The organism is Pararoseomonas baculiformis (assembly GCF_017813395.1).
Taxonomy (GTDB): domain Bacteria; phylum Pseudomonadota; class Alphaproteobacteria; order Acetobacterales; family Acetobacteraceae; genus Roseomonas; species Roseomonas baculiformis.
The window spans coordinates 19390-43954 of sequence record NZ_JAGIZB010000020.1; the positions used below are offsets into that span (position 1 = coordinate 19390).

Below are 24565 nucleotides of genomic sequence, written 5' to 3' on the forward strand. Positions count from 1 at the left end.
TAGCGCCCTTCTTGTGACGTTTCGATAGGCGCCTTGATGAAGGATGCTTGAGCTAGGCCGTTTTCCGGCCGGGCGGAACCGCGGGAGGCGCGGCCCCGCCCTGCATCCAGCGCCGGGATGGGGGCGCGATCAGCCCGGGATGCGTTCGATATCCGCTCCCACCGCCGCCAGCTTTTCCTCCAGCCGCTCATAGCCGCGGTCCAGGTGGTAAACGCGGTTGACGATCGTCTCGCCCCCCGCCGCCAACCCGGCCAGGATGAGGGAGATGGAGGCGCGGAGGTCCGTGGCCATGACCGGCGCGCCGGAAAGGCGGGAGACGCCGCGCACAATGGCCGAGCGGCCCTGGACGTTGATGCGCGCGCCCATGCGGTTCATCTCGGGCACATGCATGAAGCGGTTCTCGAAGATCGTCTCGGTGATCATCGATGCGCCCTCGGCCACCGCCATCAGCGCCATGAACTGGGCCTGCATGTCCGTGGCGAAACCCGGGAAGGGCTCGGTCATCACGTCCACGCCACGCAGCCCGGAGTTCCGGCGTATCATCACGCCGCCGGCGGAGCCGTTGGGCGGCACCTCATCCAGCTCCACGCCCGCCTCCCGCAGCACGCGGGCGACGGCGCCGAGATGCTCCATCCGGGCGCCTTCGAGCAGCACCTCGCCCCCGGTGACGCCGACGGCGCAGGCGAAGGAACCCGCTTCGATCCGGTCTGGCACGATGGCATGGGTGGCACCGTGGAGGCTCTTCACCCCCTCGATCCGCAGCCGGTCCGTGCCGATTCCCTCGATCTTCGCGCCCATGGCAACGAGGCAGTGGGCGAGGTCGTCGATCTCCGGCTCCCGCGCGGCGTTCACCAGATCGGTCATGCCGTTGGCCAGGGTGGCGGCCATCAGCAGGTTCTCGGTGGCGCCCACCGAGACCTGGGTGAAGTAGATCTTCGCCCCCTTCAGCCCATCCGGGGCCGAGGCGTTCATGTAGCCGGAGTCCAGTTCGATCCGCGCTCCCATCTGCTCCAGCCCCTTCAGGTGGAGATCGACGGGCCGGGTGCCGATGGCGCAGCCGCCGGGAAGCGAGACCTTGGCCTGCCCGTAGCGGGCCAGGATGGGGCCCAGGACGAGGACCGAGGCGCGCATCTTCCGCACGAGGTCATAGGGCGCGACATGGTTCGTGGCCGCCCCGGACAGGGTCATGGTGCGGGCCCTGGTGTCGTGCACCACTGTCAGCCCGTGCTGTTCCAGCAGCCTGGCCATGGTCCGGGTGTCGTCCAGCGCCGGGGCATTGGTCAGCACCAGCGGGCCATCGGTCAGCAGGGCGGCGGCCATCAGGGGCAGGGCGGCGTTCTTGGCGCCGCCGATCGGGATCACGCCCTTCAGCGGGCGGCCGCCGCGGAGACGGATGCGGTCCATGGGCTTGGTTCCCCTTACAGCCGCGGCAGCGCGACGCCGCGCTGACGCATGTATTTGCCGGCCCGGTCCGCATAGGACACGTCCGGCGCGCCATCCCCCTTCAGGAAGAGGAACTGGCAGATGCCCTCATTCGCATAGATGCGGGCGGGGAGGGGGGTGGTGTTGCTGATCTCGATCGTCACCTGCCCCTCCCATTCCGGCTCCAGGGGGGTGACGTTCACGATCAGCCCGCAGCGGGCATAGGTGGACTTGCCCAGGCAGATGACCAGCACGTCCCGCGGGATGCGGAAATACTCCACCGTATGGGTGAGCACGAAGGAATTGGGCGGCACGATGCAGGTATTGCCCCTGCGGGTGACGAAGCCCTCATCGGAGAAGGCCTTCGGGTCCACGATGGCGTTGTCCACATTGGTGAAGATCTTGAACTCGCCGGCCGCCCGGGCGTCGTAGCCATAGGAGGAGAGGCCGTAGGAGATCACCCCTTCCCGCCGCTGCGCCTCCACGAAGGGCTCGATCATGCCGTGCTCCGTCGCCATGCGGCGGATCCAGTGGTCGGGCATGATCGGCATGGTGGGGTCCCTTGAGGCCAGCCCGGCCGGGCGCCGGGGCGCCCCTGCATCGGGAGTGCCGGGCGGGATAGACCCTGGGCCGCAGCCGGGCAACGGGGATGGGCAGCGTGGCCTGTCTATGCCGGCTTCTCATCCTCCGGCCGAGGGGGTGGGGCCGGCGCCTCCGCCCTTTCTCGGGACTGCGCCTTCCGGCGCTTCAGGTTCTCGCGCAGCGCCGCGGCCAGGCGCCGCTCGCGCTCAGAGGGGGTGGGGCGGGGCGCCGGGACGGCGGGGGAGGGCGCTTCATCATCCATGGGACATGGCATTTGGCGAAGGCGCATTCTCGTCAAGGGGAAGGGTTGCGCGACACGGTCACAGCCGCTAGGAAGCGCCTCGCCCGCAGGCCGGATGCTGCCGTAGCTCAGTGGTAGAGCACTCCCTTGGTAAGGGAGAGGTCGAGAGTTCAATCCTCTCTGGCAGCACCATTCTTCATCCCCCTTGCTTGTTGGTCACTCCGACTCCTCATGCTCGTGTTCGGATTCCGTTCATCGAGCGAAATCCTTAAGCTGAGCGTGCAATAGGTGCGCCCGCCGAAGTCAGGGGCTTGCGGAGCAGCAGGCTCGTTCGGTTGGGGGGGCGCTGAACCAAGTGCCCAAATGCCGGGATGCCGCCCAATGATTTTGGGATTGGCTGGGTCATCGCCCGCTCCGGAGCCTTGGCCGTTCCTGTACCGCGCTTTCGTGCACGATCCATATCAGTGCAGCGGCGCGACGTGGTGATCGGCTTTGTGCTTTCTGCGCCGTACATGATGACCGAAGATCCGAACCCGTGCGGGATCCTCTTCGCTCGTACTCAACCCTGAATAAGATGGCGATATAGTGGATCACCCCGCCCGGGTGCAGCTGCAGGCCGGCCATGATCGCCCGCTAGCCGATCCGCTGGATGGGGGCAGGCGCGGAAAGCTGCCAAGGCCGAAAGCGCCTCGGGCGGCGCGCAATCAGAATCTCAGACTGTCAGACCATTTGTGCGAGGCTGCGAAGGCAGCGGCACTTTTCTCGTGCCTGGGCAGGCTACCCCAGGAGATGGGCCGCTGAAGCGGCAATCGCCACCCAGAGAAGGCTGGACACGCCAAGCACCAGCGCGAACGGCGCATAGCGGGAAGGCGCCTTCGGACGGCTGCCGGTCGCGCCGGTCGTTCCGGCAAAAGCTGGCATGGCCATGACCATCGCAAGCGGAACGCGGGCGGAAGGCACCTGGAGCAGGGTGTCTGGCGCGCTGCTCGTCCCGGCAAAGATAGACATGTAATGGTTGTCCTGATGCGGCGGCTGTTCGCGGATATTTGAGGTATCTCACGAATATGTGCAAGACGTTTCTCACAGTGGAGTCTTGCTGGCCCTTCTAGAAGAGGTGCGCCGACGGGCTTGGCAGGCGGCAGTGTGGCCGCAGGGCCGGCACATGGCGGCCTGCGACCTGCCTTTTTCGAGGGTAAGATGTTGAGATCGGTGGCCTCGGCCGGACCGTTGATCCGTGAGGTGGCCGTCCACGCCGGCGGAATGTCCCTCTCCCGAGAGGGGCCCGCCACCACCAGTCACAGCGGAACTGCGGGACAGGCGTTCCGGATTCGCATCGGATCGCGGCGATGCGCCCAGGGCGCCCGGGATGTAGCTGCGGGCCGCCAGAAACTCGTTCGGGTCGGGAAGCGCGGCACGCGGCTGGTCGTCGATTTCAGTCTGAAAGGCAAAGCGCCCGCCGGCCGTTGGTGCGGCGGGCGGGCGGATCAGCCTGTCTTAGTCCTGCGCCCTCAGCGCTCCTTGGAAGCGGTGCCGGACGGTAGCCAGCCCCGGATGGTATCGGCCACTTTGTGGACCGTGTCGGACCAGCGGGACTGGTCGCCCTCATCCTTCTGGCTGCCCTGCGGATGGTGCTTGCCATCCGACTCCACGGGGCGTGCGAAATAGCCTGCTTTCGACATGCAAACCTCCAACGCTGTTTCCGCCGTAACGTCGGATCCGGAGGGGAGGTTTGTGCCGTAAGGGGATCGGCTTCGCCGCGCCCTTGCATTGGAGCTTGCGGGCCCCCGCTCTCTCAGGAAACCCGAATCGCGATGAGGGTTCCTTTCGCTGAGCAACACTGGCCCTGTTGGCGCCAGCTCCACCCTGATGCCTGGTGGTCCTGACTGATATCGGGACGTCGCGCCTGGCCAGCCCTGGTCCGGGTCAATCCCATCCCTGGGTACGGCGCACCGGCATCACGGGCTGGACCGGCTGGGCCACACGGCCTGGACCGGCTGGTGGTCTTCCGTGTCCTCGGCACATGGGGGCATCACGAGCCCGGCCAGGATGCTCCCGGACAAGACCGAACCGGCGAGGAGATCGAGGGTGCGATCAATCCACTCGTCGATCAGCGCTTCCAGTTCCTGGTCAGGCCCATCTGTCGGGATATGGCTCATGCCGTTCCCGCACGGCTTCGGCCGGCGCGTCAGGCTGCACCGATCAGGCCTGGCCTGCCGAAATGGTGGCCCCGCACATGAATGGCGCCAGATGCCTGTTGCTGCCCGATCCAGTCCGCCGAAGGAAATGGAAGGGATGGCGCAAAGGCATCGCGTGCTTCATCCGCCACGGCCTCGATAGTCTCGAGTGCGGCCAGCGCCTCACCGAAAAGCATCCAGCGTGCCGCGATGGGCATTTCAGGCTTGAGGCAGGTGGCAGCGTAGAGCGCCGCATGGAAGGCGGAGGTTTCGATCAACTGCTGGTCGGATCTGGTCATGGTGACCTGCGCGTATTGCCGGCCGCCCGAGCGGGATTGCCAGGCGGAAGCCGTGTTGACGCTGAATACGCCAGCCACGCCTTCTTCGCGCCTTCGGGAAAATACTTAGGAAAAATACAAGGTTGATTAGCCCCCTGGCGATTGGGTGGAAGCGCCAGGCGCGTGAGTTCTTGGGAAACGACGTTCAGGCAGCAACAGGCGCGCGCAGATGGCGGGAGAAGGCATCGCGGCAGGCGGCAATGGCCCTGGCGGCATTCTCGGCATGGCGGCGGGCCGCCTTCTCCGTGCTCTCGATCTCGTCCACCGCCTCCAGCGCGGCTTCGGCATTCTCGGCGAAGCCGTCCCGCAACGTCTCAAGCCATTCCTGCACCTGCTCGGCCTCACCTTCGGCCCGCAGCCTGGAAACGATCGCATCGACCTCACGGTCCATGCGGTCCGGCCCGGCGCCGCGGCCGAGAAGCTCGGAGATGCGCTGCATCGCGGCGCGCTGCGGGGAGGAGGATTGCTTCTGAGCCATGCGGGAGCCTTGGGGTCCATGCCGGGCAACTCCGGACCATGCGGCTCCGGCCGAAGCCACTTCCGTCCGATTGTTCGCTGAATGTTCTAGTGTGTCGCGGCCCGGGGCACAAGGAGGAAGCGGGCCTGCCGCCCTGGAAGGCCGTGAACCGTCGGAATCCAGGCGAAGAGCGAGGTGGAGCACAGATGCTCCTTCGAAATATTTCGGACGTTGCGCCGGGAGACCGCATGATCCCTTGTAATGCACGCCCTGCCAAAGTGATTCGTTCAGCAGGGCCGGGTGCGCTCGAAATTCGTGTTCAGGGGATGGAAACTAGTCGTGAAGCGAAAAACGAGACAACGGCAACATCCTGCCATCCGAGGACTTGGCGAGGAGTGGCGCAGGCTCTCTGCTACCTGCGCTGGTGGAATGGACGAGTAGACACACCGTGTCCCGCGCCAACACCACCAGCGAATGTCGCGAAAACGTGCTGCGGTAGGGAAAAGATCATCATGTACAAGAAATCGTAACGGATCCTGAGGAATTGCGTGGCTCGTTCTGCCTCACCATGTTGTGGCGATCGTCCACGCGAGTCCGGCTACGTTGGGATTATGAGATGAGCTACACGCAGTTTGCTTCGTAAGGAGAGTACCCTTTGACCCCCATGCCTCCCATGCACTCCACGAACCCAGAGGACGCGCTGGAGCATGCGGTGACCGAGGCTTTGGACCGCATTCTGTCCCGCATGCCGCACGAACTGCGGGTTGATGCCCTGCGTTCCCTGCGGGCGGAGCTGGAACGGTGCCTCGCCGAAGCGCCGGTCAGCGGTGATCCGGTTGATGCCATCCGAATGCGAGCGCGCTTCTCCGCCGCGGTGGCTGCCTTTGGCCCGAGCGAGGGACGTCCGCTGGAGCGCTGAAGGCGCCCAGCCCTGGGTTGAGAACCCGGCCCAAGGCTTGCCACGGCAGGCTTTGATGAGAAGCTTTGGGGGGCGATGATCCCCGCTTTGTCGCCCCGATCCCAAGCCTCTGCCTACCCCGCCCCGTGATGCGGCGGGGGGTGAGGGGCTTGCCTGCCAGCCTCACGGCCAACGGGGCCGGAATCGCGGCCCGCTCAGATGCTGGGCAAGGCTCCACTCAACGACCCTAGGCGACTGCGCGGGCAGGATAGGGGGCGGAAGCCGTGTGCTGCACCGTCCGCAGCAGCCAGACGGCTTCCGGGAGCCTCAGGCCATTGGCAGGTGATGTTCGGAACGGGCCGGGCCTTTTCCGGGAAATGGCCGCCGCCAGACGCGAAGAGATCGCTTCATGGCGCGAGGGCGGCCCTGGAACCGGGCTCCGGCATGTCCAGGGCGGCGTGGGCCGACACCTCCGACACGTCCCGGCCCGGATTGCTCGCTCCCCAGGTGGAAGGCAGCAACAGCGCCCCGCGCCGCACGAGCCAGACCGCGCGCTCGAAAAGCGAGGTAAACCGGAAGAGCAGGCCTAGCGCATCCTGGGGCAGGTCCTGCCCGGCCCGCGCCACGCGCCGGCGGAGGGAGTCCATCATGGCGGAACGGTCGGCCGCCAGTTCGGACAGGGTTTCCGCATCCAGCGGATCGCCGGAGCGCGCGGCGTCATGCAGCTCGGAGAGCAGCATGTGCAGCCCCTCCAGCAGTGGAGGGGCGAGGGCGCGGATGGGGTCGCGCGCGTCGCGCGCCGAAACGGCCTCCAGCGCCGCGGCCAGGTCTGAGGTGGTTTCCCGCAGATTGGCCATCAGGGCGTTCAGGCTCTCCAGCGCCACGGCGCGCTCCAGGTCCTCACGCGGGCAACCGCGGCCGAGCACCTCCTGCAGGAAGCTGCCCACGGCGCGCTCCACCTCGGCGCTGGCATTGGAGAGGGTGGCGCGGGGGATGACCACGGGCGGCCCATCCTCCCGCAGCCTGTCCAGAAATTGCGGCAGGCGGGCCAGCAGTCGCGCCTGCTCGCGCCCCACCAGGTCCAGGGCCGTGGGCACGTTCTCCAGCGCCTGTTCATACAGGTATTTGGGGCGGGACAGCGCCTCCTCGGGCCGGGCGGGGGAGAGGCGTTCCAGAAGCCTGGGCAAGGCGGGATAGGCGGGGAGGAGGAGGAGCGCCGGCAGCAGCTGCAGCGCGACGAAGAGCAGGCCGAGCCGGTGGGTAAGGTCCATTGCCGCCCAGGGCTCCGGCCATTCGGGGAAGATCCGCCAGAGGACGAAGGGCAGGCCGAGAAGGAGGGCGCCGAAGGCCTTGAACAGGGCCTGGAAGCTGGCCAGCCGCCGCGCGGGCCCATGCAGCCCGCCCGCCAGCAGCAGCACCGAGAGGCCGGATCCCAGCGAGGCGCCGCAGACCGCCAGCCCGGCCTGGCCGCCATCCAGCAATCCGATCTCGGCCAGGGTGATGGCCAGGATGGTGACGGTGGACGAGGACTGGGCGACGAGGGTGACCACCATGCCCAGCAGGAAGGCCGGAAGCAGCGCGTGATCGGCGAGTTCCATGGCCGCGCGCACGGATTCGGAATCGCGCAGCGGCCCTGCGCCGGATTTGAGGATGGCAAGGCCGAGAAAGAGTAGGCCGAGCTGGAAGGCCGCGCCCAGGGCCGGCTTCCAGCGCCCGCCGCTATTCGGCGCCAGGGCCAACCCGCAGCCGGCCATGCCGATCAGCCACAGCGCCGCCACGCGCAGGTCCAGCGCCGCCGCCAGCACCAGCGCCACCGTGCCCAGGTTGCACCAGGCCACAACGGGCAGGGCGCGCGCCAGGGGCAGGATTCCCGCCTGGACCATGGAGGCGGCGACGAAGGTGACGGCATTGGAGGATTGGGTGAGGGCGCCCAGCAGCACGCCCGTGAGCGCCGCCCCGGCCCCGCCTCTGGTAGCGCTGGAAACCGTGGCCCGCAGGCGCCGCCCGGCCATCTGCTGAAGCTGCCCGCCCAGCCCGCGCACCGCCGCGAGGAACAGGCCGAGCCCGCCGAGAAAGGAGGCGATGAGGTCCAAAATCCGGTCTCTCACCCGGCGGCCGACGCGAAGGGGGGCGGCGGGACATTGCAAGGGCGCGGGCCGATGATGATGCATCTCGGGCGCCACCGCAGCCGGGGAGGCCGCGAATGTCATGGAACTGTCAAGCGTGGGCGGGGCCGGGCGGGCCCCGCCCACCCGTTTCAGCCCGGGTTCACCAGCAGGCTGCCGGCCGCCACCGTCACCGTGCCGGCCCCGGTCATCGCCACCGGTGCATCGAGCGGCGAGACGAGCAGGGCATTGCCGCCGGATGCCGCGTCATACAGCGCGACATGGGTCAGCGTGCCCGCGATGCCGGAAAAGGCGAAGCGGATCGCCTCGGCATTCCGCTGGGCGCCGCTGCCCGTGAAGGTCACGCGCTGGCGGGCATAGCCGCCGCCCGCCGGTTCCCCCGCCAGCCCCGCGGCGGCGCTGCCGCCGGTGCCCAGGGCGGCATAGACCGCACCGGGCTGGGCGGGAGCGCGGCCGCAGATGGTGCGGGCGAGGAGGTTGCGGGCGTAGTCGGTCAGGTCGGACATGGGGGCTCCGTCTTGTTCAAGGAGTGATGGGCGCTGGCTCCGCCGGCTAGAATCAGGGCGCGCCCGCGCCGGTCAGCTGGCAGAGCCGCGTGGTGCCGCCATCGGGCGAATAGACCAGCAGGCTTGCCATGCCGCCGGCACGGATCCTGGTATGGCCATCCGGGTTCACCATCCCGGCGGAGAAGCCGCTGAGCGAGACCGGCAGGTCTCCACCCGTGCGGTTGACCACCATGCAGCTGAAGCCCTGGCCGCTTGATCCCCAGTCCAGCGCCAGGCTGGCGCCGGGGTTCGCGACCAGCAATCGCGCATTATGCCCGGCGAAGCTGAGCGCCGTGGCCGTGGCGACGGGCAGCACCGGCAGGGCGCGCTGGACATGGCTGTTGTCCACGTAGTTCCGGGTGGCCGCCTGCATGGCCGAGCCGGGATCGGTGGCGAGGTTCAGTGGCCCGGTAAGCGTGACCGCGCCGCCGGCGGAGATACGAAGCCGCTCACCCATCGTGCCGCCCGATCGCGTCTCCACCACGATGGCGCCGGTTTCCGCGCCGCCTGCCACGCTCTCCGCGACCGCCGCGATCCGCCCGTAGGTCACTTCGGCCGCCATGTTGTTGTAGCCGCTGGCCTCGATCGAGAAGATGCGGTCATTCGCCGCCGACATTGTGGAGAGCCGGCGCAGGCGCAGGGTCAGCGCCTGCGTCATGCCGGCATTGCCGAAGGCGAAGACGGGATTGGGGTTGTTCGCGGCATCGCCCGCGAGGAAGATATCCGTGCCCGCGACGCTGATCGAGGCTGCGGCGCTATCCGAATGGCCGTGCAGGCGCAGCATCGCCCCTGCGCCGGCATTGCGGCGGTGCAGCGCCACCACGCCGTCGCTCCGGGCCGAGAGCCGCGTCTCGATCACGCCCGAGGGGGAGACGGCGGCCAGTTCGGACTGCCCCGCGATCATCCGGGCCACGCCCACCGCATTCGCCATGCGGCTGCCGGAGATCTGCATCTTCTGCAAGGCGGCGGCGCTCTGCCCGGTGAAGCTCGCGCTCTTCAGGTCGCAGCCCAGGATCTGCAGGCTGTCCGCATTGTCGAAGAGGTGCACCGCGCCGTAGATGTCGCAGCCCATCAGCACCAGCCCGCCATCCAGCAGCTCCACCGACCGGCCGGAGCCGGAGGGCAGCATCACCCCCGCGATAGTGTTCTGGTCCGCGGCCTGCACATTCACCACCAGCGCCCGGCCCTTGCTGGACCAGAAGCCGCCATACCACTTGTTGCGGTTGGCCAGGCCGTTGATCTGCACGCCGATCGTGCCGGGATCGATGACGATGCCGTCCAGGCCGCAGTTCACGATCTGGGCGGAGTGGCAGAGGTCATCCAGATGCCAGCCGATGTCATGGCCGAACTCGAAGCAGTTGATGAAGTTCGGCATGTCGGCGTCGTAGATGTGGAAGCCCTTGCCGCGCCGGTGGTTCAGCGCCGGGTTCACCGTGCCGCCGCTGGTATAGGCGCCGGAGAAGGTGCTGGCCGCGAGGTCGAGCGTGGTGCTGCTCGGCGTCGCGGCGATGGTGAAGCGGCTGTTGGCGCCCGGCACGCCGCCCACCCCGCTGACCACCACCACATCTCCCGCCCGCAGCTCATGTGCCGTGCTGGTGCTGAGGCGCACCAGGCCGGCGCCGTTGTTGGTGCAACCGCTCACGGCATAGGTGGTGTTGGTGAAGCCGCGGCCGGTGGTGGCCAGCGGGTGCCAGTTGATGCGCTCGTTCTGCGCGATGTCGTAGGACTTGCCGAGATAGAGGCCGTTGGTGCAGTCCCCGATGATGTCGCGGATGCGCGTCCGGCTGGCCCCGTTGCTGTAGATGGCCCAGTTGAAGCCGATGATCAGCAGCGCGCGGACCGATGCGTCGGTGGCGTTGGTGGCGCTGGAACCGGTGGACCCGTCCCCGATTGAGACGGCCGTGCCCGCGAAGGCATAGACCGCGTCCAGCCCCTCGCGCAGCGTGGTGGGGGAGGTGAAGCCCTTCCGCAGGATGGCCATCTGTTCCAGCGCCGCGTTGCGTCGCAGGCGGATGGTGCGGGCCGGGTTCAGCAGCAGGCAGTAGGGCAGGGCGCTGTAGTCGTTGTTCACGCGCCAGCCGCCCGGATCGCCGCCGCCCTGCAGCGTGACATTGGCGGGAATCACCAGATCTGCGCTGTCGATCAGGTAGCGACGCGGCCCGATGAGCACGATGCCGCCGCCCGCGGCCGAGGCCGCGTTCAGCGCGGCCTGGAAGGCGGCGGTGTCATCCGTGGTGCCGTTGCCCTGGGCACCGAAATCCCGGACATGCAGCGGCCGATCCGCCATCAGGCTGCTGCGGAGCTGCCCGAAGCTTGCGCGCCGCGTCTCCGCGGCGGCGCCCACGCCCTGCACGAAGGGCGCGCTGTCCGTGTCGGAGAAGGAAGCGGCAGGGGGAAGGTCGCTGATCTTGGCATCGGCCATCGGGGGCGGCTCCGTTCGGTTGGCTGGGCTGGAAGGGCTGGGGATGGAGGGAGCGGCGCTACAGCACGAGGCGCTGGCCGGATTCTGCCAACAGGCTGAGGCCGCTCTCCATCAGCAGGGCGAAGGCGGAGAGCACGACGAAGCTGGGCGAGATCTGCGCGACGAGCGGATCCGCCGCATCCTCCACCTTCACCCGGTAGCCCGTGCCGGGCGGCGGGGCACCGAAGCTGGCGCTCGCCAGGCCCGCCGTGACCGGCGCGGTGGCCGGGCCCAGGATCACGGTGCCGCCCCGGTCCAGCACGCTGAAGAGAACGGCGCTGGTGGCGCCGGCCGCCATGGCCTGCACCGTGAAGCTCTCGCCCTCATTCACGCCCGACGGCATGGCGAGGAGGCTGACGCAGCGCGCGACCGCCGAGGCGGAGAGATCCGCCGAAAAGCCGAGCGAGCCGGTGGCGGCCAGGCGCAGGGGGGAGGAGGCCGCATCCAGCACCAGGCCGTTCCCCACCTCTGCCCCGCTCCGCACGGGCAGGATCGCGGCCGCGTCGGCGGCACCCAGCAGAAGCATGTGGCCGGCCCGCAGCCGGTCGGCGGCCGCGCCGAAATAGCCGGGCGAGAGCACCGCCGCGCGCGTGTCCGTGGTCCGGTAGAGCCAGAGGGTGAAGCTGTCCGCCGCGACGAGCGGGATCAGGCTGCTGGCCATGAAGGGCATGCGGGCAGGGCTCCTGCTGCGGGCACGGGGCGCCGCGGACACGAAAAGCCCCGCTCCGGCGGGGGCCGGGCGGGGCTGGCGAGGATGGTTGGGGGGCGAGGGGAAGGACGCGACTATCCCCTTGGCGGGAGGCGAGATACAGGACCGCTATCTTTTTGTCAAGAATGAAGTCCTATAAATCACCTGGCTAGACAGCCAGCTTGCGCGCGGCCCGCTTCGTCATAACCTGCGCCGCCCCAGCCATCCCGGGAGACGGCATGAGATCCTTCCGCCCGCTTCTGCGCGCCCTGATGCTGCTTCCGCTTCTGGCCGGGCCTGCCCTGGCCCAGCAGCCCGTCCTCAACGTCTACAACTGGACCGACTACATCGATCCCCAGGCGATCGAGGGCTTCCAGCGCGAGACGGGCATCCGCGTGCGCTACGACGTGTTCGACAGCCTGGAGACGCTGGAGGGCAAGCTCTCCGCCGGGCGCTCGGGCTACGACGTGATCGTCCCCACCAGCGAGCCCAGCTTCGCCCGGCTGGTGCGGGCCGGCGCGCTGCGCCCGCTGGACCGCGCCGCCATCCCCAACTGGGGCAACCAGGACCCCGCCCTGCTGGCCCAGGTGGCCAGCAGCGATCCCGATAACCGGCACGGCGCCGTCTATCTCTGGGGCACGGTCGGCCTGGGCCTGCGCCCGGACCGCATCCGCGCCCTGGCGCCCGACGCGCCGCTGGACAGCCTGGACCTGATCCTGAAGCCGGAGAATGCGCGCCGCATCGCCCGCTGCGGCATCGCCATCATGGATAGCGGGATCGACGTGATCCCCTCGGTGCTGCGCTGGCTCGGCAAGGACCCCAACAGCGCCGATGCCGCCGATGCCCGTGCGGCGGAGGGGGCGCTCCTGGCCATTCGCCCGCATGTGCGTGCCATCATCTCCTCAGCCGCCCTCACGGATGCGCTGGCGCAGGGCGAGTACTGCGCGGTGCTGAGCTATTCCGGCGACGTGGTGCAGGCCCAGACGCGTGCGCGCGATGCGGGGCGCGAGGCCGGGTTGGCCTATGTGCAGCCCAGGGATGGCGCGCAGCTCTGGTTCGACATGCTGGCCATTCCCGCCGATGCGCCGAACCCCGAGGCCGCGCAGCGCTTCATCGACTACATGCTTCGCCCGGAGGTGATGGCGGGCGTGACCAACCAGGTGCGCTATCCCAACGCCATCCCCGCCTCCCGCCCGCATCTGCGGCCGGAGGTGGCGGCGGACCCGAACATCTACCCGCCTCCCGAGGCCATCGCGCGCAGCTTCACCGTCTCCGCCCCCGGCCCGGCGGCGGAGCGCGCGCGCTCCCGCTCCTGGTCGCGCTTCAAGGCAGGCCGTTGACCCCACGCCTTTCCCTGCGCGGCGTCTCCCGCCGCTTCGGCAGCGTGGCGGCGCTCGATCATGTGTCGCTGGACGTGCCGCCCGGGGAGTTCCTCGCGCTGCTTGGTGGCTCCGGCTCCGGCAAGTCCACCCTGCTGCGGGTCGTGGCCGGGTTCGAGGCGCCCGATGCCGGCGCGGTGGAGCTGGATGGGGCGGATCTGCTCGCCCTGCCGCCGCACCGCCGCCCCGTGAACATGATGTTCCAGTCCTATGCGCTGTTCCCGCATATGAGCGTCGCCGCGAACATCGCCTATGGGCTGAAGCGGGAAGGCCGCCCGCGCGCGGAGATCGCGCGTCGACTGGAAGAGGCTGTGGCCATGCTGGGGCTGGCGGGGCTGGAATCCCGCCGCCCGCACGCTCTCTCGGGCGGCCAGCGCCAGCGCGTGGCCCTTGCCCGGGCACTGGTGAAGCGCCCCCGCCTGCTGCTGCTGGATGAGCCGCTGGGCGCGCTGGACGCCAATCTGCGTGAGCGCACGGGGTTCGAGCTGCGCGCCATCCAGCGCGAGAGCGGCGCCGCCTTCATCATGGTCACGCATGACCAGGCCGAGGCCCTGGCCCTGGCCGACCGGGTGGCGGTGATGGATCGCGGCCGCCTGGTGCAGGTGGCCCCGCCGCGCGAGGTCTATGACCGCCCCGCAACGCGCTTCGTCGCGGAGTTCCTGGGCGCCGCGAATATTCTCCCTGGCACGCGCCGGCCGGATGGCGCGCTGGATTGCCCCGGCGCCGGCTGCACCATTCGCGCCGCGGACCCCTTGCCGGAGGGCGCGGAGGCCATCGCCCTTCGCCCCGAGCGCATCCGCATCGGCGCCCGGCCCGGCGAGAACAGCGCCACCGGCACGGTGGAGGAAGCCGCCTTCCGCGGGGAGAGCAGCCTTCTCCTCATCCGCCTCTCGGGCGGCGCCCTCCTGCGCGTCTCCCATGCCGAGGAGGACGGCGTGCCGCCACCGCGCGGCAGCCGGGTGAGGGTGAACTGGGACGCCGCCTCGGTGGTGCCGCTCCTGGGATGAGGCTCGCCCTGCGCCTCCTTCCCGGCCTCTGGCTGGCCCTGCTGGTGGCGGCGCCGCTGCTGCTGGTGGGCATCATCGCCCTGTCCTGGCAAGACGAGAGCGTGCCGCCCTACAGCCCTCCCTGGGCGGGGCAGGGGCTGAACCCCGCGAATCTGCGCCTGCTGCTGGAGGACCCCTATTATCGGGACGCCCTCCTCCAATCCCTTACGGTGGCGGCTGGCACCGCCGCGCTCTGCCTGCTTCTCGCCGCTCCCATGGGCATCGCCATCGCGCGCGCCGGGCGGTGGCGGGGCATGCTGCTGGGGGCGGTGCTGCTGCCCTTCTGGACCGGCTTCCTGATCCGCATCGGCGCCTGGATCGGGCTGCTGCGGGACGAGGGCTGGATCAACACCCTCCTTGCCGGGCTGGGCCTGACGGACGGGCCCATCCCGCTGCTCTATACGGATGGCGCCATGCTCATCGGCATGGTGCATGCCTATCTCCCCTTCGCCGTGCTGCCCGTCTTCGCCGCCGCCACGCGGCTGGACCCCATGCTGGAACAGGCGGCGGCCGATCTTGGCGCCACGCCTGGGCGCGCCTTCCTTACCGTCACCCTGCCGCAGCTCCTGCCCGCCCTGGCCGCCGCCTTCCTCCTCGTCTTCATCCCGGCCGCGGGGGAATACGTGATCCCCGAGCTCCTCGGCCCACCCGACGCCACCCTCGTCGGCCGCGTGCTCTTCCAGGAGTTCTTCCAGAACCGGGACTGGCCCGTGGCAGGGGCCCTGGCCGTCGCGCTGCTCCTGCTGCTGATCGGCCCCATCATCCTGTTCCAGCGCCTGGGGCGGGCCGCATGATCCCCGTTTGGGTCCGCGCCGCCCTCTGGGCCGGCCTCGCCTTTCTCTGGCTGCCGGTGGCCCTGCTGGTAGCCTATGCCTTCTCGGGCGATCCCGTGCCCTTCCGCTGGGGCGGCTTCTCCCTGCGCTGGTTCACGGCCCTGGCGGCGAATGAAAGGCTGCTGGAGGCCGCCTGGCTCTCCCTTCGCGTCGCGGGCGGCGCCGCCAGCCTCGCCGTGCTGCTGGGCGGCGCCACGGGCTGGGTTCTGGCCCGCCATGGCCCCTTTGCCGGCCGCGCCCTGCTGGGCACCCTGGCCGGCGCGCCGCTGGTGCTGCCGGAGGTGGTGACGGGCCTTTCCCTGCTGCTACTCTTCGTCGCGCTGGAAGGCCTGACCGGCTGGCCGGCGGGACGCGGTGCCCTCACCGTGCTGCTGGCCCATGCCACGCTCGGCAGCGCCTATGTGGCCGTGATCGTGCAGTCCCGCCTCGCCAGCCGCGACCGGGATCTGGAGGAGGCGGCGCTCGATCTCGGCGCCACCCCGGCCACCAGCTTCGCCACCATCACGCTGCCGCTGATGGCACCGTCCCTCGCCGCGGGCTGGCTGCTGGCTTTCACCCTTTCGCTGGACGACGTGGTGCTGGCCTCCTTCACCTCCGGCCCATCCGGCACCACCCTGCCGGTCGCCCTTTTCTCCATGCTGCGGCTGGGCATGACGCCGGAGGTGAACGCCCTGGCCACCCTGCTGCTGCTCGCGGCTGGGCTCACCCTGGGGATCATGGGGCTTTTGTTGCAGCGACGGGACTGAAATGCGCATTCCGCCGGTTCCGCCTGGCGCGAAGCGGGTCTAGGGTCCGCCCCCGTCGCGCAACCCTCGAAGTCCGAGAACGATGTCACTCACCGCTGAGCGCCTGAACAAGGTCTCCCCTTCCCAGACCATCGCCATCTCCACCAAGGCGCGGGAGATGAAGGCGGCGGGGCGGGACATTATCAGCCTCTCGGCCGGCGAGCCGGATTTCCCCACGCCGCGGAACATCAAGGACGCCGCGGTGAAGGCGATCGAGGAGGGCCAGACCCTCTATACCGACGTCTCCGGCACGCCCGCGCTGCGGAAGGCCGTGGCCGCCAAGTTCGCCCGCGACAACCATCTCGACTACAAGCCGGAGGAGATCATCGTCTCCACCGGTGGCAAGCAGGTGATCTTCAACGCGATGGTCGCGACGCTCGACAAGGGCGACGAGGTCATCATCCCCGCGCCCTGCTGGGTTTCCTACCCGGACATCGTCTCACTGGCCGATGGCAACCCGGTGATCGTTCCGGCCGGCCCGAACCAGGGCTTCAAGATCACGGCCGAGCAGCTGGAGGCCGCCATCACCCCGAAGACGAAGTGGGTGATGCTGAACAACCCCTGCAACCCGACGGGCGCCGCCTACACGGCCGAGGAGCTGAAGGCCCTCACCGACGTGCTGCTGCGCCACCCGAATGTCTGGATCTTCACGGACGACATCTACGAGAAGCTCGTCTATGGCGACTTCAAGTTCGCCACCATCGTCGAGGTGGAGCCGAAGCTCCGCGACCGCACGCTGACGATGAATGGCTGCTCCAAGGCCTATGCCATGACCGGCTGGCGCATCGGCTTCGCCGGCGCCCCCGCGGCGCTGACCAAGGCGATGGACAAGCTGCAGAGCCAGTCCACCTCCAACACGTCCTCCATCTCCCAGGCCGCCGCCGTCGAGGCGCTGAACGGCCCGCAGGACGATGTGGAGACGATGCGCCAGGCCTTCGAGCGCCGCCGCGACATGGTGGTCTCCATGCTGAACGAGGCCCCGGGCATCCACTGCAACACGCCGGATGGCGCCTTCTACGTCTTCCCCTCGGTCACGGGCTGCCTGGGCAAGACCACCAAGGGCGGGAAGCTGCTGGCGACGGACGAGGATTTCGTCCTCGCCCTGCTCGAGGAAGAGGGCGTCGCCACCGTGCACGGCTCCGCCTTCCTCTTCCCGGGCTATATGCGCATCTCCTACGCCGCCTCGGATGAGTCCTTGAAGGAAGCCTGCACGCGCATCCAGCGCTTCTGCCAGGGCCTGCACTGATCTTCGCCTTCCGCCCCGCGGCGGAGGCGGATTTCGAGGCCCTGCTCGACCTCTCGGTGCGGGTCATGCGCCCGCATCTGGAACGGGTGGGGCGCTTCGATCCCGCCCGCCGGCGCGCCCGGATGCGCGCCGCGTTCGATCCTGCCGCCTTCCGCCTGATCGAGGCGGAAGGGCGCATGGCCGGCTGCGTGGCCGTGCTGGACCACCCGGACCACCGGGAGATCCACTCCTTCTACATCGAGCCCGCCGCCCAGGGCCGCGGCCTTGGCCGCGCCGTGCTCGACGCCATCCTCGCCGAGCAGCCCGCGCGGCCTGTCCGACTGGAGGTGCTCAAGGAAAGCCCCGCCGCCCGCTTCTACGAGCGCGCGGGCTTCCGGCTGACGCATGAGTCCGCGTTCGACCTGCACTATGAGCATCCCGGGGTTGGCGCGGCTGTGCGGGGGGCCTAGTTTCCGCACTCCTTTCGCCCTCACTGGAATCACCGAATGCCCGCCCTGGCCCAGAGGCTGCAGGAGATCGTCATCTCCGGCTCCACCCGCATGTCCATCCGGGCACGCGAGCTGCGCGAGGCCGGGCACAAGGTCATCAGCCTCACGGTCGGCGAGCCGGATTTCGCCACCCCGCCCCATGCCATCGAGGCCGCGCACCAGGCCGCCCTCGCTGGCAAGACGAAGTATCCCCCCAATGACGGCTGGCCGGAGCTGAAGGCCGCCGTGCAGCGCAAGTTCCGCCGCGAGAACGGGCTGGACTACGCGCTGGACGAGATCATCGTCGCCAATGGCGGCAAGCAGATCATCCTGGACGGCATCCTCGCCACGGTCGATCCGGGCGACGAGATCGTCATCCCCACCCCCTTCTGGTCGGCCTATGCCGATATCGGCAAGCTGGCCGGCGGCGTGCCCGTGCTCGTGCCCTGCCCGCAGAACAACGGCTTCAAGCTGCGCCCCGAGGATCTGGAAGCGGCCATCACCCCCCGGACGAAGTGGGTGACGCTGAACTTCCCCAACAACCCCTCCGGCGCCGCGCTGACGCGCGATGAGGTGGCGGCGCTGGCCGCGGTGCTAATGCGCCACCCCCATGTCTGGATCCTCTCGGACGAGATGTACGAGCACATCTCCTATGTGGACACGGGCTTCCACAGCATCGCCGCTGTCGAGCCCGGGCTGAAGGACCGCACCCTGACGGTCAGCGGCGCCTCCAAGACCTATGCGATGACGGGCTGGCGCGTCGGCTTCGGCGGCGGCCCGCGCGCGCTGGTGAAGGCCATGACCAATATGCAGAGCCAGACGACGAACGGCATAGCCACCGTCGCCCAGGCCGCCACCATCGCTGCCCTCGATGGCCCGCAGGACCTGGTGGAGGAGCGCCAGCGCATCTACCGCGAGCGCCGCGACATCGTCGTGGAGATGCTGAACCAGGCACCCGGCCTGCAGTGCCACAGGCCCGAGGGCGCCTTCTACGTCTATCCCAGTGTCGCCGGCTGCCTGGGCAGGACCACCGAGGGCGGCCGCCGCCTGGAAACGGATGAGGACGTCGCCATGGCCCTGCTGGAGGAGAAGCACGTCGCCACCGTCTCCGGCGCCGCCTACTCCATGAGCCCCTATATCCGCCTCTCCTACGCGACCGATACGGAGACGTTGCGCGAGGCCTGCGCCCGCATCCAGGACTTCTGCAGGGGCCTGAAGTGAGCTTCGTGATCCGCCCCGGCCGCGATGCCGATGCGGAAGGCTTCATCGAGCTGATCGACAAGGCCTGGGCCGAGTACCCGAACTGCGTGCTCGACGTGGATGGCGAGGTGCCGGAACTCCGTGCCCTCGCCACCCATTTCGAGAAGGTCGGCGGCGCCCTCTGGGCCGCCGAGGGCGAGGACGGCACCATCATCGGCATGGTCGCCACGCGCCCTCTGCGCGACGATGACGAGGCCTGGGAAATCGGCCGCATGTATGTGGCCAAGGCCGCCCGCGGCACCGGCCTTGCCCATGCCCTGCTGGACGGCGCCGAGCGCCATGCTGTGGAGCATGGCGCGCAGCGCATGATCCTGTGGACCGATACGCGCTTCGAGGCCGCGCATCGCTTCTACGAGAAGCGCGGCTATGTGCGTGCGGGCTCCATCCGCATTCTAGACGACATCTCCAAGTCGCTGGAGTTCCGCTACGCCAAGCCCGCCACCGGCGTGGTTGTGGAGGCGCTGGACGCAGCCGCCGCCGCCAGCGCGGAGCGGCGCCTGGCCGAGATCATGGTGGCCTGCGTGAATGCCGGCGCCTCCGTCTCCTACCTGCCGCCCCTTTCACCGGAGGTCGCGCGCGCCTTCTGGCGCAACGTCTCCGCCGATGTCGCCACCGGCCGCAAGGTGCTGCTGGGCGCCTGGTGCGATGGCCAGCTGGCCGGCACCGTGCATCTGGACCTCGCGCCCCAGCCCAACGCCGCCCATCGCGCCGAGGTCTCGAAGCTGCTGGTGGACCCCGCCTTCCGCCGCCGAGGCATCGGCCGCGCCGTCATGCTGCGCGCCGAGCAGACGGCCCGCGGCATCGGGCGCAAGCTGCTGGTGCTGGACACCCGTGCCGGCGACGAGGGCGAGCGCCTCTACCGCTCCCTTGGCTGGAACGAGGTGGGCGCCATCCCGGGCTACGCACTGGAAGCGGATGGCAAGCTGGCGGACACGGTCTTTTTCTGGAAGCACCCCTGATGGTCACGCCGGGCTGGTGCCGCATCATGGCGGCCTACAATGCCGAGATGAACCGGCGCCTCTATGCCGCCGCGTCGCGCCTGCCCGATGCCGAACGCCGCGAGGCCCGGGGTGTCTTCTTCGGAAGCCTACATGGCACGCTGAGCCATCTGCTCTGGGGTGACATGCAATGGATGTCCCGCCTGGACGGTGGCGAGAAGCCACCCGTGGATCTCAGGGGAAGCGCGGCGATGGAGCCGGACTTCGCGGTTCTGGCGGAAAAGCGCGTGGCCCTGGATGCGCGGATCGCCGCCTGGGCCGATGGGCTGACGCCTGAGCGCCTGGCCGGCGATCTCACCTGGTTCAGCGCGGCCGCCAACCGGCAGATGTCATGCCCGATGGGGGTGGTGGCGACGCATATCTTCAACCACCAGACCCATCACCGTGGCCAGGCCCACGCGCTGATCACGGCTGCCGGCGAAAGCACCGGCGACACGGACCTGTTCCTAGTTGTTGATCCGGCAGTCTTCACGGGCTGAAGGACGAGCGGGCCTGTGGGACCGCCAGGGGAAGATGCCGGCCTGGCATTTAACCGGACAGGTGCCGCGACAGGTTCTATAAGGCACCGTTTTCGGATGCCGGTATCTCCGATTTCGCCAGCCTGACCCAGGATGCGGAGAGCATTTTGTCCGAGACGATCAACAGTGGCATTGAGGCGATCGGCGATGTCGCCTGGGGCACCCATTTCTGCCAGTTCTACGAGACGGCCGATGATCTGGTGAGCACGCTCGTGCCCTATTTCAAAGCCGGGCTCGATGGAAGCGAGCGCTGCATGTGGGTCACCGCCCAGCCCCTCCGCGCCCATGACGCGACGGATGCGCTACGCAACGCCGTCCCGGAGCTGGACCGGCGGCTTGCGCGCGGGGACATCGAGATCATGGACCACGACCAGTGGTACCAGACGGGTCAGGGCAAGATGGGCGCCGATGCCGTGATCTCCGGCTGGCTGCAGCGCAAGGAAGAAGCCCTGTCGCGGGGCTATGCCGGCCTCCGTGTCACCGGCAACACCTATTTCCTTGAGGCGAATGACTGGGATTCCTTTGCCGAATACGAAGCGAAGGTGAATGGCTGCCTCTGCGACCAACGCATTCTCACTCTTTGCAGCTACTGCACGCTTCGTTGCGATGCAGGCGGTGCCCTCGATGTGGTGCAGAATCATGAATTCGCGCTAGCCCGCCGGCGTGGCGCCTGGACGATGATCGAGAGCAGCTCGGTCAAGCAGGCCAAGGGGGCCCTGGCGCGCGCCAATGCCGAGCTTGAGCAGCGGGTCGAGCAACGGACCGGCGACCTCAGAAGGGCCCTTTCCGAGAAGGACGCCCTCCTCAAGGAGGTTCACCATCGGGTCAAGAACAACCTTCAGGTCGTCGCGGCGCTGATCCAGCTCCGGGCCAAGCAGTCCGCCGATCCCGCCGGGCGCGATGCCTTCGCCGAAACCCTGCGGCGCATCAAGGCGATGAGCCTTGTCCATGACCAGCTCTATGGCGGGCAGGACACGAGCGGGATCAACTTCGCCGAATACCTGGGTTCCCTCGCGGCGGCCACGGTGACCAGCTACGGCATGTCCGGGCAAGTGACCGTCGAGGTCGCTCCCTGCGAGGATCTCGTGGACCTCAACACCGCCATTCCCCTTGGGTTAGCCGCGGCCGAGGGGCTCGCGAACGCGCTGAAACACGGCTTCCCGGACGCCCGGAAGGGACGCTTGTGGCTGTCCTTCCAGGCGCCGACGGATGATGTGGATGGTGAGCTGACGATCCGGGACGATGGGGTTGGAATACCGGATCCGATGCCGGCCACACGAAGGGGTGCGGGCCTTGCCCTGGCAACCGCACTGGCAGGCCAGATCGGCGGGCGAATTTCCCTGACGCGGCAGGGCGGAACGGTCTGGCGCCTGACCTATCCGGCGCCCCGGCCCCGCATCAACGCCTTCGGCATGGCTGGGGCCGTATAAGCCGGCAGCGGGGAGCCTTCGGGCTCCCCCCGGCGGATCAGGCCGCCTGGCGCTCCAGCAGCTCCACGCGCACATTCTCCGGGCCTTCGATGAAGGCAATGCGCGTGGTCGGGTTAGGGTTGTTCGGCTCCATCACGATGCGCACGCCCTTGGCGCGCAGATCCTCGATGATGGCGTCAATGCCCGTCACAGCCAGGGCGAGGTGCTCGATCCCAAGGAAGGGCGCTGGCGGGACGGAAGGCGTGCTGGCCGGTACGCGATCGATGAAGAGGTTCAGCCCGCCCAGATCCAGGATGACGCGCAGGCTGTTCGGGCCCTCCAGCCGCCGCACCCGCTTCGCCTCCAGATGATCCTCGAACCACTGGCCCGTCGCGTCGGGGTCAGGGCTGCGGAGATGGACATGGTCGAAGGCAAAACGGGTCACGGCTGCTTCCTCTGCGGCGCGGCCATCCCCGGCGCGGTCACCGGGGATGGGAATCGCGGCGCAGCCTAGCGCGAGATGTTCATCCCGCCACTAGCGCCCAGATAGGGGCCACGCGCTCCCTCGCGCCGCTCGCAAGCGGCAAGGCCGAGCAGCGCCATGACCACCAGGACGGCCCGCATCACACGGGCATCCCGCCATGGTTCGGCAGGTCGTTCAGGTGGCAGCGGCTCTTATGTCCCGGCGCGACCTCCTTCAGCGCGGGGATTTCCGCCCGGCAGCGGTCGAAGGCATGCGGGCAGCGCGGATGGAAGTGGCAGCCGGATGGCGGGTTGAGCGGGGAGGGGATCTCACCCTGCACCGTCGCGAAGGCCTTCTTCCGCGCCTCGATCCGTGGCACCGCCGCCAGCAGCGACTGGGTGTAGGGGTGGTTCGCGCGGGAGAAGACCACCTCCGTCGGCGCCTCCTCCACCACCCGGCCGAGATACATGATCACGACCCGGTCGCTGAGATGCTCCACCACGCTCAGGTCGTGGGAGATGAAGAGATAGGTGAGATCCAGCTCCTCACGGAGCTTCATGAACAGGTTCAGGATCTGCGCCTGGATGGAAACGTCCAGCGCCGCGACGGATTCGTCGCAGACCAGGAACTCCGGCTGCACCGCCAGCGCGCGGGCAATGCCGATGCGCTGCCGCTGCCCGCCCGAGAACTGGTGCGGGTAGCGCGCCTTGAAGACGGGATCGAGCCCTGCCCGCCGCATCTGGTCATCCACGTAGCGGCCGAGCTCGGAGCGCGTCGTCAGCCCATGCACCAGCGGCGCCTCGCCGATGATCTCCGCCACCTTCAGGCGCGGGTTCAGCGAGGACATGGGGTCCTGGAAGATCATCTGCGCCTGCAGCATCGCCGCCCGCGCATCCTTGCTCCCCAGCCCCGTGCGGTCCTTGCCCTTCCACAGGATGGTGCCGTCGGAAGGCGGCAGGATGCCCGCCACCATGCGCCCCAGCGTGGACTTGCCGCAGCCGGACTCACCCACGAGCCCGACCACCTCGCCCTTGCGGATGGTCAGGTCCACCTTGTCCACGGCATGCACCACCTCCTCGCGGATGGGGGCGCCGAGCTTGGCGAGGATCTTGCCGGCGAAGTCCAGCCGCTTGGCGAAGCGGCGGGACACCCCCACCACCTCGATCATCCTGTCGCCCTCGGCCCGCACGGGGGACGGGGCTTCCTGAATCGTCGTGCTCATGCGGCCACCTCGGCCTTCTCAAGATGCGGCCGGAAGCAGCGCGCCTCATGGGCGGGCAGGATCTCGGCCATGGGCGGGTCCTGGCGGCACACATCCGCCGCCCGGGGGCAGCGGTTCTGGAAGGGGCAGCCAGGTGGCAGGCTGAGCAGGGAGGGCGTCATGCCCGGGATCTGCCGCAGCGGCTCGCCGCGCTTGTTGCGGCTGGGCACGGAACCCAGCAGCCCGACGGTATAGGGATGCAGCGGATGGTCCAGCACATCCGAAACCGCCCCGTACTCGGCGATGCGGCCCGCATACATGACGGCGATATCGTCCGCGAGGCCGGCCACCACCGAAAGGTCGTGCGTGATCCAGATGATCGAGGTGCCGGTCGTCGCCGCCAGCTTCTGGACCTCGGCCAGGATCTGGCCCTGGATGGTCACGTCCAGCGCCGTGGTCGGCTCGTCCGCCACGATCAGCTCCGGCTCGTGCAGCAGCGCGATGGCGATGGCCACGCGCTGGCGCATGCCGCCGGAGAACTGGTGCGGATAGGCCTTCAGCCGCTCATCCGGGGAGGGGATGCCCACCATGCCCAGCGTGTCGCGGGCGCGCTGGCGCGCATCCTCATGGCTGATCTTCCGGTGCGCCTGCATCGTCTCGATCATCTGCGTGTCGATGCGCAGGACCGGATTCAGCGTCATCATCGGATCCTGGAAGATCATGGCGATCCGGTTGCCCCGGATCTGCCGCATCTCTTCCTCCGAGGCCTTCACCAGGTCCCGGCCGCCGAACAGGATCTCGCCGCCGCTGATCCGGCCGGGCTCGTCCACCAGGCGCATGATGGAGAAGCCGGTCACGGTCTTGCCGGAGCCGGACTCCCCCACCAGCCCCAGCACCTTGCCACGGCCGACATTGAAGGAGACGTCATTGACGGCCTTCACCACGCCGGCGCGGGTGAAGAAGCTCGTCTGCAGGTTGCGCACCTGCAGGGTCGGGGGGGCCGCCGAAGCGGGAATGCTCGGTTCCAC

The 24565-nt window shown here is 68.9% G+C and carries 26 protein-coding genes and 1 tRNA gene; 12 read left to right on the plus strand and 15 right to left on the minus strand.

Translation table 11 applies throughout. From position 1 onward, the window contains the following. Window positions 1-129 precede the first annotated feature (129 nt). The 3 genes from murA to J8J14_RS18305 form a co-directional block, all read right to left on the minus strand. The gene (gene murA, locus J8J14_RS18295; RefSeq protein ID WP_209380992.1) at window positions 130-1404 is read right to left on the minus strand and encodes a UDP-N-acetylglucosamine 1-carboxyvinyltransferase; all 1275 of its coding nucleotides are present in this window, start codon (window positions 1402-1404) and stop codon (window positions 130-132) included. 14 nt (window positions 1405-1418) lie between these two features. Then, window positions 1419-1973 (minus strand): dCTP deaminase, encoded by a 555-nt coding sequence (dcd, locus tag J8J14_RS18300; protein ID WP_209380993.1) that lies wholly within the window; start codon window positions 1971-1973, stop codon window positions 1419-1421. 116 nt (window positions 1974-2089) lie between these two features. Next, window positions 2090-2266, minus strand: a complete 177-nt coding sequence (locus tag J8J14_RS18305) for a hypothetical protein (protein ID WP_209380994.1) — start codon at window positions 2264-2266, stop codon at window positions 2090-2092. Between the two features lie 96 nt (window positions 2267-2362). On the opposite strand from J8J14_RS18305, the gene J8J14_RS18310 reads away from it, so the two are divergent. Further along, window positions 2363-2437: transfer RNA gene (locus tag J8J14_RS18310), tRNA-Thr, on the plus strand. Between the two features lie 585 nt (window positions 2438-3022). On the opposite strand, the gene J8J14_RS18315 is transcribed toward J8J14_RS18310, so the two are convergent. From J8J14_RS18315 to J8J14_RS18335, 5 genes are all read right to left on the minus strand, one after another. After that, window positions 3023-3253 (minus strand): hypothetical protein, encoded by a 231-nt coding sequence (locus J8J14_RS18315; protein WP_209380995.1) that lies wholly within the window; start codon window positions 3251-3253, stop codon window positions 3023-3025. Window positions 3254-3753: 500 nt separating this feature from the next. After that, window positions 3754-3924, minus strand: a complete 171-nt coding sequence (locus J8J14_RS18320) for a hypothetical protein (protein WP_209380996.1) — start codon at window positions 3922-3924, stop codon at window positions 3754-3756. 276 nt (window positions 3925-4200) lie between these two features. Beyond that, a complete protein-coding gene (locus J8J14_RS18325) occupies window positions 4201-4401 on the minus strand; it encodes a hypothetical protein (protein ID WP_209380997.1) in 201 nt (66 codons plus the stop codon). Window positions 4402-4430: 29 nt separating this feature from the next. Further along, on the minus strand, window positions 4431-4796 hold the full coding sequence (locus J8J14_RS18330; RefSeq protein ID WP_209380998.1) for a hypothetical protein: 366 nt from the start codon (window positions 4794-4796) through the stop codon (window positions 4431-4433). Between the two features lie 106 nt (window positions 4797-4902). Beyond that, window positions 4903-5235: a hypothetical protein gene (locus tag J8J14_RS18335; RefSeq protein ID WP_209380999.1), complete on the minus strand. Its 333-nt coding sequence runs from the start codon at window positions 5233-5235 to the stop codon at window positions 4903-4905. Window positions 5236-5887: 652 nt separating this feature from the next. Here J8J14_RS18335 and J8J14_RS18340 point away from each other — a divergent pair. Further along, entirely contained in the window at window positions 5888-6133 is a 246-nt protein-coding gene (locus tag J8J14_RS18340) for a hypothetical protein (protein WP_209381000.1), read from the plus strand. 386 nt (window positions 6134-6519) lie between these two features. On the opposite strand, the gene J8J14_RS18345 is transcribed toward J8J14_RS18340, so the two are convergent. From J8J14_RS18345 to J8J14_RS18360, 4 genes are all read right to left on the minus strand, one after another. Next, window positions 6520-8205 carry a Na/Pi symporter gene (locus tag J8J14_RS18345; RefSeq protein ID WP_209381001.1) on the minus strand — a complete coding sequence of 562 codons (1686 nt, stop codon included), beginning with the start codon at window positions 8203-8205 and terminating at the stop codon, window positions 6520-6522. A 164-nt stretch (window positions 8206-8369) separates the two neighbouring features. After that, window positions 8370-8744 carry a phage tail fiber protein gene (locus J8J14_RS18350; protein ID WP_209381002.1) on the minus strand — a complete coding sequence of 125 codons (375 nt, stop codon included), beginning with the start codon at window positions 8742-8744 and terminating at the stop codon, window positions 8370-8372. A gap of 52 nt (window positions 8745-8796) precedes the next feature. Beyond that, window positions 8797-11205, minus strand: a complete 2409-nt coding sequence (locus tag J8J14_RS18355) for a glycosyl hydrolase family 28-related protein (protein ID WP_209381003.1) — start codon at window positions 11203-11205, stop codon at window positions 8797-8799. Between the two features lie 58 nt (window positions 11206-11263). After that, a complete protein-coding gene (locus tag J8J14_RS18360) occupies window positions 11264-11914 on the minus strand; it encodes a hypothetical protein (protein WP_209381004.1) in 651 nt (216 codons plus the stop codon). Between the two features lie 257 nt (window positions 11915-12171). On the opposite strand from J8J14_RS18360, the gene J8J14_RS18365 reads away from it, so the two are divergent. From J8J14_RS18365 to J8J14_RS18410, 10 genes are all read left to right on the plus strand, one after another. Next, window positions 12172-13272 carry an extracellular solute-binding protein gene (locus J8J14_RS18365; protein WP_209381005.1) on the plus strand — a complete coding sequence of 367 codons (1101 nt, stop codon included), beginning with the start codon at window positions 12172-12174 and terminating at the stop codon, window positions 13270-13272. After that, on the plus strand, window positions 13269-14318 hold the full coding sequence (locus J8J14_RS18370) for an ABC transporter ATP-binding protein (protein ID WP_209381006.1): 1050 nt from the start codon (window positions 13269-13271) through the stop codon (window positions 14316-14318). The genes J8J14_RS18365 and J8J14_RS18370 overlap by 4 nt, the downstream gene beginning before the upstream one ends. Next, window positions 14315-15151, plus strand: a complete 837-nt coding sequence (locus tag J8J14_RS18375; protein WP_209381007.1) for an ABC transporter permease — start codon at window positions 14315-14317, stop codon at window positions 15149-15151. Before J8J14_RS18370 ends, J8J14_RS18375 begins: the two co-directional genes overlap by 4 nt. Next, a complete protein-coding gene (locus J8J14_RS18380) occupies window positions 15148-15936 on the plus strand; it encodes an ABC transporter permease (protein WP_209381008.1) in 789 nt (262 codons plus the stop codon). Before J8J14_RS18375 ends, J8J14_RS18380 begins: the two co-directional genes overlap by 4 nt. Before the next feature lie 82 nt (window positions 15937-16018). Continuing rightward, window positions 16019-17221, plus strand: a complete 1203-nt coding sequence (locus J8J14_RS18385; RefSeq protein ID WP_209381009.1) for a pyridoxal phosphate-dependent aminotransferase — start codon at window positions 16019-16021, stop codon at window positions 17219-17221. 65 nt (window positions 17222-17286) lie between these two features. Beyond that, entirely contained in the window at window positions 17287-17670 is a 384-nt protein-coding gene (locus J8J14_RS18390) for a GNAT family N-acetyltransferase (RefSeq protein ID WP_245215945.1), read from the plus strand. Window positions 17671-17706: 36 nt separating this feature from the next. After that, entirely contained in the window at window positions 17707-18909 is a 1203-nt protein-coding gene (locus J8J14_RS18395; protein ID WP_209381011.1) for a pyridoxal phosphate-dependent aminotransferase, read from the plus strand. Further along, complete coding sequence (locus tag J8J14_RS18400; RefSeq protein ID WP_209381012.1) at window positions 18906-19907, plus strand: GNAT family N-acetyltransferase; 1002 nt, start codon at window positions 18906-18908, stop codon at window positions 19905-19907. The genes J8J14_RS18395 and J8J14_RS18400 overlap by 4 nt, the downstream gene beginning before the upstream one ends. Further along, window positions 19907-20425, plus strand: a complete 519-nt coding sequence (locus tag J8J14_RS18405; protein ID WP_209381013.1) for a DinB family protein — start codon at window positions 19907-19909, stop codon at window positions 20423-20425. Before J8J14_RS18400 ends, J8J14_RS18405 begins: the two co-directional genes overlap by 1 nt. A 146-nt stretch (window positions 20426-20571) precedes the next feature. Continuing rightward, window positions 20572-21894 carry an MEDS domain-containing protein gene (locus J8J14_RS18410; RefSeq protein WP_209381014.1) on the plus strand — a complete coding sequence of 441 codons (1323 nt, stop codon included), beginning with the start codon at window positions 20572-20574 and terminating at the stop codon, window positions 21892-21894. A gap of 37 nt (window positions 21895-21931) precedes the next feature. Here J8J14_RS18410 and J8J14_RS18415 read toward each other — a convergent pair whose 3' ends face one another. From J8J14_RS18415 to J8J14_RS18425, 3 genes are all read right to left on the minus strand, one after another. Beyond that, window positions 21932-22318: a VOC family protein gene (locus tag J8J14_RS18415; protein ID WP_209381015.1), complete on the minus strand. Its 387-nt coding sequence runs from the start codon at window positions 22316-22318 to the stop codon at window positions 21932-21934. Between the two features lie 178 nt (window positions 22319-22496). Further along, window positions 22497-23558: an ABC transporter ATP-binding protein gene (locus tag J8J14_RS18420; RefSeq protein ID WP_209381016.1), complete on the minus strand. Its 1062-nt coding sequence runs from the start codon at window positions 23556-23558 to the stop codon at window positions 22497-22499. Next, a complete protein-coding gene (locus tag J8J14_RS18425; protein ID WP_209381017.1) occupies window positions 23555-24565 on the minus strand; it encodes an ABC transporter ATP-binding protein in 1011 nt (336 codons plus the stop codon). Before J8J14_RS18425 ends, J8J14_RS18420 begins: the two co-directional genes overlap by 4 nt.